The organism is Frankia sp. CcMO1 (genome assembly GCF_977945845.1).
Window position 1 is genome coordinate 1 of the sequence record NZ_CDWTMG010000147.1, and the last position, 12,110, is coordinate 12,110.

1 protein-coding gene is annotated in these 12,110 nt (G+C 74.9%); it reads right to left on the bottom strand.

What is annotated here, in order from left to right; genetic code table 11:
• Positions 1–12,096 (bottom strand): hypothetical protein (locus tag AC08OU_RS16565; protein WP_476605249.1); only part of this gene is annotated, 12,096 nt, incomplete at its 3' end.
• Positions 12,097–12,110 lie beyond the last annotated feature (14 nt).

Consider the following 12,110-nt stretch of genomic DNA (forward strand, 5'->3'; position numbering starts at 1 on the left):
GTCCCGCACGTCGCCGGCCCACAAGGTCAGCGCGCCGATCGCCGCGTCCAGACCGACCCGCACCCGGTGACCGGGGTCCCAGGCACGAACGGTCGGGATCCGCTCCGCCAGGCGCGCCCGGCCCGCCGTGTCCAGCACGTCGATCAGGCGCTGCCCCGTCTCCACCGTGGCCGCGGATCCGGCTTCCTGGACGCCGCGGATCGCGTCCAGCACCTGAGCACGGTCCAGGATGACCTCGCCAGCCGGGGCCGCGGCCCCGGCCCCGGCCCCGGAGCCGAACGCCGACAGAGCCGCCATCCACGCGGACAGCTCCTCGCGGGGGACCCCGGCCCGTGCCTGGCTAAGGATCTGGGACGTGAACCACATCCGGGTCACGGACGCCTGCGCGTCGCCGGGCATCGGGGGCGGCCCGAGCTGGCTCGCGATTCCGCGCCAGAGGCGCGCGCCGTGATCCCCGGCGGAGGCGAGCCACGACCGCAGCGCGCTCGCCCGCCCGCCCGCCGGAAGCTGCCGGGCCAGAACCTCCAGCCGCAGCAGGTAGGCCTGGCGAAGCCTCTCCACGTGGTCGTGCGGGTTCGCGAGCCCCAGGACGTCCAAGTCCAGCAGGGCCAGCTCGACGCCGGCGTCGAGGAACATCACCGGCGCATGCGGCGGCATGTTCTCGCCGCCGGCCCACACCTCCCCGAGCCGGCGGACCAGGTCGCGCCCGCGAAGCGACAGCCGCTCGGTGAGGTCGTAGGTCAGCCAGCGCATCTGCCCACGGGCCTCGGGCGTCCCTGCCGGCATCAGCTCGCTCAGCCGCACCAGGGTCGGTCGCAGTTCCTGATCGCGGGCGGTGCCCGCGACCAGCCCGGCACGCAGGTCCGTCAGGACCTCGTGCGGCAGCCCGTTCGTCCATGCCGTTCCCAGCCGGTCGGGCGGGACCGGTCGGGACGCGGCGCCACCCGACGGCGCCGCGGCGGCTCCCGCGGTCCCGGTGACCGGTCCCAGCGCGGCCGCCTCCGGTCCGGAGGGTCCCGGGTCCGCGGCGGATGGAGCCGGGGAGGCGCCGTGCCGTGCCAGCAGGTGTCCCCACCGAGCCCGCGTCAGCTCCACGATGGGCCAGGACGACTCCTCGCCGGTCCGGATATCCCCGATCTCCCCGGCGACGGCGTCCCACGGGACGCCCTCTGCCACGTACCGGAACAAGTCTCGCAGGGCGGGCGGGCCACCGGCGGAACTCGAGGACGAGGGCGCGGCCTCGAGCTCGTCCCGCACCCAGTCGGTCACCACGGACCGCAGGTGCCGGACCAGAACGCGAACGTCCTGCCGCGCCGCCGCCGCGTGGGCCTCATCCTGCGCGTAGGGGGCACCGTCCTCGAGGCCCGCCATGTCGTCGGCCCACAACGTCACCGCGCCGATCGCCGCGTCCAGGCCGGCCCGCACGCGGTACGCCGCGTCCCAGCCGGGGACGCCCGGCATCCGCTCCGCCAGGTGGATCCGGCCCAGCCGTTCGATCAGAGTCATCAGGTTCTGATGGCTACCGCGGATCAGGGCCGGCCGCAGGACCGACCGCAGGAACGGGTGTTGCACGCCGGAGGCCAGCCGGAGTGGCAGACGGTGCATCTTCCGCAGGTCGCTGCGCGGTCGCAACGCCATCGGGGCGCGCCGCTCCTGCGTCGCCGCGGGTTCGGACGATCGCGACGGTAGCGGCCACGACGGCAGCCCCGGCGAGCGGTCGGCGCCCTGCACCCGGCGAAGCGCGCTCACCACGTCCGGACGGCGCCGGGAGGCTGAGCCGGGAGGCTGGGCCGCGAGGGCTCCGCCTTCGGTCACCGACGGGGTGTTCATGAGGTCGTTCATCATCCCCGTCAGGTCCCGTTGCAGGGCCGCGAGGTCACCGACCCGGGCGGTCACCGCGTCGATCCGGTGGGCGAGCGCAGCCCACATCACGTCCGCTGCCGGCCCGTCCACCGCCTGCCACGAGCGTCTCACCGCCGCCTGAGCCTCGCCCTGCGCACGGGGTATCGAGGCAGCCACCCAGTTCCGGTACGCCGCCGCCAGCGCCGGGACCAGCACCGCCGGTTCGTGGTTCTCGGGATCGTGCGCGGCCAGGAAGGCGAGGTGGTGCACGGCGAGCTCGACCGCGACGTCGCGCACCCGTGCCGCCGCCAGGCTCGATCCGGCCGCGACCGTGACCAGGACGCCGGTGGTGGCGGTCGACTCACCCCCCGCCCAGGCACCCGCCAGGAACGGCGCGGCGAGTTCGGTCAGCCGGGCCTGCAGCGCCTCGCCGGACAGCGATCCGGCCCCGTATTCGTGCAGCGCGGCGGCGGTGCCCTCCGGCACGGCCGGCGCGGAGCTCTGCTCCCCGATCAGCGCGGCGAGCCGCTGCCGCGACAGTCCCCGCTCTCCCCAACTGCCGTCGATGACGCGCAGGACGGCGGCCTCGGCTGTCTGCAGGGCCTGCTCGGTGACCTGCCCCGCCCCGTCGTTCGCGTGCCGGAAGCTCGCCGTGAGGGCACCGGCGACCGCGTGCCAGCCATCGTGAGCGGCCGCGACACCGTCCAGCAGGCGCTGCGCCGCCTCGGCCGCCCCGGCATCCGAGGCGTCCGCGTTCAGCTCGGACAGGGCATCGGCGTAAACGTGGCGCAGCAGCCTCGCCAGATCCCCCGGATCCGCCACCGCTCCGGCACCGGTTCCCGGCCCCGCCGAGCCCCTGCGCAAGTCCGGGTGCTCGGCCCACGCCGCCACGTCGTGCAACGCCAGTTGCACCCCGGCGTCCAGGGACCGGACCGCGGTCAGATCCGCCCCACCGCTCGCCACCGCGGACACACCCAACGCCACCCTCCCCCGGCGCGACAGCATCCCCAAGAGCTCCCGGCGCCGTGCGTCACCCGAGTCCGCCAGCGCGCCCGTCAGCGCCGCAACCGTCTGCGCCACCGACGCCTCGCTCACACCCGCGTCCCGCACCGGATCCGGCAGCGCATGCCGACCCCACAGGCCCAGGATCCGCTCCTCCACCACCCCCGGCATCACCTCCACGACCCCCGCCCCCGCGCCGGGAACGACCTCCGTGACCGGTTGGGTCGGCTCCCAGTCCATCCGGTTCGCCGCGCGTCCGGGCTCGGTGTCGTGGCCCTGCGAGGCCGATCCGTCGTACTCCGCGCCCGTCAGCAGCCGTGTCCACCGGACCCGCGCGGTCCGCTCAACCCGTTCCGTCGACGGGTCACCCCTGCGGATCGCGGCGACCTCCTCGGCGACGGTGTCCCAGCCGATGCGCCCCCTCACATACTCCCGCAGGTGACCGACGGCGAGCGGGTCACTCATCGCGGCGCTGGAGGTGGACGCCCCGCCCTCGCGTTCCGCCAGCCAGCCCTCCATCGCGGCGTGCAGGCTCCGGACCAGGCCGCGGGCGTCCTCGGCCGCCTCGGCCCGCTCCCGCTCACCCGGCACCCCGTCACGAGCCCCGTCACGAGCCCCGTCGCCGGCCCACAGCACCAAGGCGCCGATGGCCGCCTCGAGACCGACCCGCAGCCGGTACCCGAACGGGTACGCCGCTCCGTCCACCAGGTGGGCCCGGCCCAGTTCGTCCAGCAGGTCCATCAGGACCTGCCGGTCCGCGCCACCCCGGTCCGCGTCACCGCGGGGATCGGACTCGTGCGCCTGCACGCCGCGGACCGCCGCGACCACCCGGGACTGCGCCGGGACGAGCTCACCCCCGTCCGCACCCGGCACGGCCTCCTGCGAAGACCAGGTGGCCAGCCGCGCCGCCAACTCCTCCTGGGTCACGGGCGCCCTGGCCTGCGCCAACGACCGCGAGATCAACACCATCGCCGCGACATCGCGGGATTCCGGCGCCGCAAGCACCTCGATGCCCAGCGGGCGCGGGGAGTCGGCGAAGAGCAACGACGCGGACGAGGACAGCAACAGGTCGACGTGAGCATCCGGCAGTCCCCCGGTCCGGATCCGGCCCACCGCATCCCCGATCCGCTGCCAGCGACGATCTCCCGCCGCGGCCAGCCACGACCGCGCCGCGCTCTCCCGCCCGGCCGGCTCGGGCACCTGCCGGGTCAAGCCCTCCAGCCCACCCAGGTATGCCGCACGAAGCGCCTCCACCATCGCCACGGCCTCGGCACGGACCCGCTCCGCATCGACCACCTCGACCCCAGCACCGGAACCGGACCCGGAGGCAGAACCGGAGGCGGAACCAGGGGCGGACGCGGGGGCGCTCTCCTCGCGCGCCCAGACGGCGAGGTCGAACAACGCCAGCTCGACGCCGACGTCCAGGTACAGCACGGGTGCGTGCGGCGGCTCGAGCAGACCCTCGAGCCACGGCTCGTCGAGCTCCAGAGTCAGGTCCAGACCCCGCTCGGACAACTCGTCGAGGAGATCCCGCACCAGCTGAGCCCGCTCCTGCTGATCCTGCGCCAGGCCCCCGAGAGGCGGGTCGGACAGCCGATGCAGAACCTCCAACAGATACCGCCGCCGGTTGGCCTCCGGTTCGCTCATCAGATACGCCCGAAGATCCCTCAGGACCCGCGGGGAAAGGCCGAGCCCGGACCACGCTGTTCCCACCCGGTCCGCAGGAGGCAAGACCTCCGCGCTGCCCGCGACCGCGACCCCGCCCGGGGCAGGCAGCACCGGTGGCAGGGCGGCCGACCACGCGTCCATGGCCTCACGACTGACGCGCGCCCGCTCCCTGGCCATGATCACCGATGCCAGGCGCATGGCGACCAGATCATTGCGTTCGGACTCGTCGGTCACCACCGGGGCCAGTCTCCGCCGAATCTCGTCAAGTGCCGGGAAGACCGCTGACCGGCCACCCGGCGGTACCCCCGCATCGACCATCGAGTCCGCCAGCATCGCCCACCCCACACGGGCATCCGGCCCGGACACGGCGAGCTGGGAACGGATCGCGCTCGCCCGCCCGATCGGCGTCAGCTCACGAGCCAGGGTGTCCAGTCGCCACGCGTAGAGCTCCCGAAGCACGGCCAGCAGCGACTGCGCCTCGCCACGCAGCTCGGCCACGGCCTGCTCGGCGCCGCCCCTGGCCGTTCGGCGCTGAGCCTCCGCACGCAACCAGACGGCCAGGTCGAACAGTGCCGACTCGACCCCGGCATCCAGAAGCAGCACGCGAGCGTGCGGCGGCTGAACCTCGGATCCGACCCACGGCTCGCCGGACCACCAGAGCAGATCCCAACCCGCCGCCCCCAGGTACTCCGTCAGTGCGGCGCGATCCCCGCGCGCGTCGTCCGACTCCGGTCGCCACCGATCCCGAAGCCGCTGCAACGGCCTCACCAGGTACTGCCGCCGCTCGGCGGACCCGGCGAGCGAACGCGTGCGCATCTCGTGAAGGAGCCCGGTGGACAACCCGTCCGCCGCCCAGACGGTGGCCACCCGGTCCGGCGGGAGGACGAGCGGCTGTTCCTGACCCGCCGCGGCACCGTCCGGGCCCGCGGGCCCCAGCAGCTCCGGCCAGTTCCGCCGCGCGTCCGCCACGGTGGACGTCCACTCCAGCGCACCCCTCCGGACAGCCATGACCTGCGGGGCACTGACGGCCGACCTGAGCTGGACGTCCCTGCCGAGCTGCAACAGAGCGGGCCAGCCTCTCGGTGGAAGCCCTGACTCGTCGTCGGTCCGGCCGCGCACCCAGTCGACCACCGCGTCCCGAAGGCTCTCGACGAGGGCACGAGCCTCCTCGGCTGCCCGGGCACGCTCCTGCTCGCTCGGCGGGGCGACCCGTTCGGCTGCAGCCTGCCCGTCGGCCCACAAGGTCAACGCGGCGAACGCCCCCTGCACGCCAACACCCACCCGGTCCGCGAGGTGCCCCGGCTCCCCTGGCCCGTCGTCGCGCGACAGGCGGGCCCGGCCCAACGCGTCCAGCAGGGCGACCAGGTCGCCGACCGCATTCCGCCGAGTCGCGGCACCCAAGTTCGGCGAGTCGACGTCCTGCACGCCGGACGCCAACCGGAGCGGCAGCCCTCGGATCCTTCGCAGGTCGCTACGCGGCCGCAACGCCATCGGCACGTGCCGGCGGGCCTGCGCCGTCTGCCCAGGCGGCCAGGACGCCGGCACGAGCGCACCCTCGGTCGCCCTCACCGCGCGGATCGCCTCGACGACGGCGTCGACCGGGCTGCGCCCGCCGCCGGGGAATCCCTCGCCGAGAATCTCGGTGTCGGGGATCCCGGAGTTTCTCAGGTCGGCCAGGTACACCGTCGTCTGCCGCTGCACGTCCTGGACGCTCTCGATCCCCTGGTCCACCGCGGCGACCCGCTCGGCCAACATGTCCCAGACCGAGACCGCCAGGTCCCCGAACACCGATTCCCAGGATCGGTCGATGGCCGCCGATGTCGCGTCGCCAGGTGTGTCGTCCACACCGCTGTCCGGGTCTTCCAGGTCGTCGTGCAGCACGGCCAGGCGGTCGCGGTAGAAGCGGCGCAACGACCCCACCAGGGTCGCCGCGTGCTGCCCCTCCGGGTCGTGGCCGGCCAGGAACGTCAGGTCGTGCAGCGCGAGCTCGACCGCGACGTCCAGCAGCCGCACGGCAACCGGGCCCGAACCCGCCACCACCGCGGCCAGGTCCGCCCGGGCCTGCCCGTCTCGGAGAAGGAACCGCCCGGCCCGTCCGCTCAACTCCAGCAGCAGCCCGAAGGTGGAGGCCGACCCTGCGGCGAAGGCGTTCAGCAGTCCGAGGGTCTCACGCGGCACCCCCGGCTCGGCGTTCTGCTGCTCGATCAGCTCGGCGAGCCCGCCCGGGGTCAACCCCCGCTCACCCCAGTCGCGGTCAATGGCCTCGGCAAGAGTCCTTTCCCCGGCCGCCCCGGCCGCCCCGGCCGCCCCGGAGCCCGCCGCTTCCTGGCCGGAAGCGGCGGCCTGGAATCGCCCGGTCAGGGCATCGGCGGCCGCTTGCCACTCCCGATCCGCCGCGGCCAGCGCCTCCCGCGAGCGCTGCGCCGCCTCGGCCGCCGCCGAACTGCTCGCGTCCTGGTGCAACTGCGCCAACCAGTCGGCGTACATGTCCCGGAGCAGGCGGGCGAGAACCCCCGGATCCACCGCGGCGGCGCCGCCGAGCTGCGGCCAGCTGGCCCACGCCGCCAGATCGTGCAACGCCAACTGCACCCCGGCGTCCAGCGCCACCAGAGCCCGCAGATCCACGGTGTCGTCGGCCCCGACCATACCCAGCGCCGCGCCTCCCCGCTGCCACAAGGTCCGCAACAACGCCTGCCGCGACACCTCGGCCGAGGCCGACCCGGTCAGCACCGCGGTGAGCGCAGCGGCCGTCCCCGCCACCGTCCCCTCGACCACTCCCGCGGCCAGCACCCGCGCCGGCAGGGCCCTCCACCCCCACAGGTGACGGAGCACCTGCTCGACGGAACCGGGAACCACCGCGCCGGGATCGATCTCCACGACCCGCCGCACCGGGTCGGGGACCACGACGGTCACCGGACGCGTCGGCTCCTGCGCCATCGGGTTGACGATCCGGCGGCTCTCGACGTCGCCGGACTCCTCGTCCGATTCGGCCGGGGGGTCGAGGACCGTCCAGCGATCGCGGGTCAGGGCCACGGCCTCGCGCGTGGCCGGGTCGCCCTGGCGGGTCCGGGCCACCAGGTCTGCGACCTGGTCCCACGGCATGAATCCAGTGACGTACTCGACCAAGGAGGACCCGGTCCGGGCCGTCGACGTCGCCGACTGGTCGTGCACCCACTGCTGCGCGGCGACGCGCAGGCCCTCGACCAGCCCGCGGGCCTCGCCATCCGCTGCGGCGCGCTCCTGGCGGCCCGGCGGCACGGCTGCGTCGGAGTCGCGACCGGCCTCCTGGTCGGCCCACCTGACGAGCGCGGCCATCGCAGCCTCAAGCCCCAGCCGCAGCCGGAACCAGGGCTCTGAACGGGCGACGCTTCCCGCACCCTCCTGCGTCAGGTGGACCCTGGCCACCTCGTCCACCAGCGTCATCAGGTTCCGCCGGCTCGACCCGCCCCCGTCGGCGGGTCCGGCCGCCTGAACGCCCCGGACGGCGTCCACGATCCGGTCCTGGGCAGTGGGGCGAGGCAACTCGGCGCGGAGGGGCTGGAGGGGCCGGCCGGGCGAAGGAACCCGCTCCGGCGACGTCGACGGGCCCGCCTCCTGCGCCTCCTGCACAGCGGTCCGGCTGGAGGAACGGCTGAACAGCTCCCCCCACCGGTCGCGCGCCTCCCGCACCGCACGGTGCGCCGGCTCGCGGCCCGCACGGATCGCCTCGACCCGATCGGCGAGGCCGAGCCAGTAGCGGTCGGACCCGGCCAGACGCTGCACCTCGTGCAGCGACAGCAGGCCCCGGGCCGGCGGCCTCGACGCGGGCATCGCCTCGATCTCGGCGCCCACCCATCGCCAGACCGCGGCACGCAGGTCGTGGACCATCTCGCGGGCGGTCCGCCCCGCCGCGGCACGCTCGGCCGCGTCCGGCAAGATCATCCCTGACTGGTCGGCATCCCGCTCGCTGTCGGCCCACAGGGTGAGCGCGGCGATCGCCGCGTCGATGCCGACCCGCACCCGGTACCCGCGCTCCCAGTCCCGCACCACAGGGACCTGGTCCGCCAGATGCGCACCGCCCAACCGTTCGAGGACGGCCACCAGATCCCGCAGGCTCGCCCGTGCCTGGTCCGGGGTGGTGACAACCATCAGGTTCCGGATCGTCTGGACCACCTGATCCCGGCCCGGAACGACCTGGCCGGGCGCGGCCGCCGGCGACGGGATCGGGACGGTCAGCCAGGCGGCCACGAGTTCGCCGGGCACTCTGGCCCGCTGCTCGTTCAGGGCCTGCGACGTGAACCGCATCACGGTCACGCCGTTCTGTTCCGCGGCGCCGGATCCAGCAGGCGGCACGTCCCCGCGCGGGCTCAGCACAGCCGCGATTCCTGCCCAGGCCCGCACGGCTGCCTCTCCGTCGGCAGCGAGCCCCGATCGGATCGCGCTCGCTCGCCCGGCAGGCGGCAACTGCTGCAGCATCAGCATTTCCAGCCGCCACACGTAGGCCGTCCGCAGTGCCTCCACCAGCTCACGGGTCTCCGTGCCGATGTCCGGCGAGCGAGGCCCGGCCGGGTCCCCCGCGCGCAGCGCCCGGACGCCGAGCTGGTGCAGGGCGACCTCGACCCCGGCGTCCAGGAACAGGACGGGCGCGTGCGGCGGCAGGGCGACCTCGTCGACCCAGGGCTCACCGGCGTACCGGACCAGGCCGCGGCCCCGAAGCGCCAGCCGCTCGGTGAGCTCGTGCGCAAGCCAACGTGCGCGCTGGACGGCCTCGACCGTCCCGATCGCCGGCAGCCGGCGCAGCTCGAGCAGGATCCCCGCCAGTTCCTCGTTCGCTGCGGTCTCCCTGGTCAACGTGTCGCGCAGGTTCCGCAGAACCCCGGTCGGCAGCCCTTCCGCCCAGGCCGTTCCCACCCGGTCCGGCGGGACCGTCTCGGGCATGCCGACGCCGGACGCCGCCTCGCCGGCGATCTGCGGGCCGACCGCCGCCTCCGCGGCGGTTCCCGCCACGGGCTGCATCGGCACCGCCGGCGGCCCATCCTGGACGACCGCGTCCGCGGCGGGCGCGGCTTGCGGGACGCGCGGCGCCAGCAGCGACCCCCATCGGTCCCAGTCCCCCTCAACGACATCCCAGTAGGCCGGGTCCCCCGTCCGGACGTCGCCCACCAGATCGGCGACGGCATCCCAGTCGAGCTCCTCCACCACGCGGCGCTCCAGACCGAGCAGAGCCAGCCGCCCGCTGCTGGGGGCACCTGACGTGGGCGGCTGGGACAAGCGGTCCCGCACCCACTCGCCGACCGCGTCACGCAGGCTCCCGACCAGCGCTCGGGCCTCCTCCTCCCCGGCCGAACGGTGCACCCCATCCGGCGCCTCAGGAGCAGCGTGCTCAGAGCCGATCTCCGGGCCGATCTCCGGGCCGATCTCCGGGCCGATCTCGGAGCCGATCTCCGGGCCGATCTCGGAGCCGATCTCCGGGCCGATCTCGGAGCCGATCTCCGGGCCGATCTCGGAGCCGATCTCAACACCGTCCTCAGAACCTGCCGCGGAACCGTCGCCGTCGCTGCCCTCAGCACTGCCACTGTCCACAGCGCCGTCGGTGTCGCTGCCGCGGCCCTCAGCACCGTCGCTGCCCTCGACCCCGTCACTGCCCTCAGCACCGTCACTGTCGCTAGCACTGCCCCAAACACCGTCGCTGCCCTCAGCGCCGTCGCTGCCCTCAGCGCCGTCGCTGCCCTCAGCGCCGTCGCTGTCCTCAGCGCCGTCGCTGTCCTCGCCCCTGGCCTCGTCGTCGGCCCACAGCGTCAACGCGGCGATCGCGGCCTCCAGGCCGACCCGTACCCGGTACCCGGGCTCCCAGAACGGCACACCGCGGATCTGCTCCGCCAGATGGGCGCGGCCCAACTGGTCGAGCTGAGCCATCAGGTCCTCCCGGCCAGCCCGCGCCGTGACTTGCCCCAGGGCGAGCCGCAGGAAGGGTTGCCCGAGCTCGGCTGCCGCGCGGAGCGGAAGCCCACCGCCCCCGCGCAGCCCGCTCCGCCGCAGCAACGCGCTCGGCCGGCCGGGACGGCGCCACCCGGGCTCGACCGGCACGCGGTCGGACGCCTGGACGCGGCGGATCGCCTGGACCACCGACGCACCGTTCACCGCCTCGCCGGGAAGCCCACCCGCGAGGCCGCCGGCTGCGGGCAACGGCCCGGGGTTCCTGAGGTCGGCGATCATCGCCGTCGCGTCCCGGCGCAGGGCCGCGACGTCATCAGGCAGCGGGGTCCCGGCGGCGATCCGGTCGGCCAGGGCCGCCCACATCACGTCCGCGGCCGGTCCGTCCACCACACGCCACGACCTGTCGATCACCGCCATGCCCGCGGCGTCCGCGCTGGCCCGCAGCGTGATCAACTGAGCGCGGTACACCTGCCGCAGCGACCACACCAGCGCGGCCACATCCTGTGGCGCCCGGTCGCGGGCGCCGAGGGACACGAGACCGTAGAGGGCCAACTCCACGACGACATCGAGGACGCGAACGGCCGTCGGCCCCCGACCGGCGTCCGCCGGTTCCGGCTCAACGGCCATCGGCCCCCGACCGGCGTCCGCCGGTTCCGGCTCAACGGCCATCGGCCCCGGACCCGCGTCCGCCTGCTCCGGCTCAGCGGCCACCCGCCCCGGACCCGCCGCGACGGCGCCCGGGTCGCTCGCCGTGATCGCTTGCGCGATGACGTCCTGCGCCCCGTCCTCGAAGATCGACCGGCCGACGCGTTCCGCCAACTGCCCCAGCATCTCCTCGACGGCGCCTTGTCCGCGGAGGACGTCAACAGATCCGGCGACGTCGCCCGCCGTCTCCAGGTCGGCCGGCTGCGCCAGCAGTCTCGCGAGCCACTCCACCGACAGCCCGCGCGCATCCCGGTCGTCGCCGACGACCCCGTCGGGCGTCGTCCCCTCCACCGCTTCGGATCGGGCCTGCGGCGCCACGCTCCCCGACCGGGTCACGGGACCCTCCGCGACGGTCTCGTAGAAGCGCGCGGTCAGGGCGTCCGCGAGCGACTGCCAGGAGGAACCGGTCGCGGCCACCCCCTCGCGCAACGCTCGCGCCGCCTCGGCGGCCCAGGGATCCACCGCGTCCCCGAGCAACTCGTCCAACCGGCCCACGTACACCTGCTGAAGCAGCCGGATCAGCGTTCCGGGATCCACCGCGGAGTCCACCCCGGCCCCCGGCTCGGGCGCGCGCCCGTCGCCCGTGCCGGGGCGCCCGGCCCACACCGTCAGGTCGTGCACCGCGAGTTGCACCCCGGCGTCGAGTGACCGGACCGCCGCCAGGTCCGCCTCGCCCGTCACCTGCTCGGGCAGGCCCAGCACCAGCCGGCCGCGCCGCGACAGCTCCGCCACCAACTCCGGCAACGCCCCGTCGCCCGCCCCTGTCACCACCGCGGTCAGCGCCGCGATCGTCCCGGCCACCGACTCGACGCTCACGCCGGCGTCACGCACATGCAAAGGGAGGGTCCGCGCCCCCCACAGGCGGGCGACCTGTTCCTCCACCGGCCCGGGGCCGGGTTCCGCGATAGCTCGGCCCGGGTCGGGCAGCGGCGTCGCGACCGCGCGGACGGGCTCCTGCAGCACCAGGTCGCCTACCC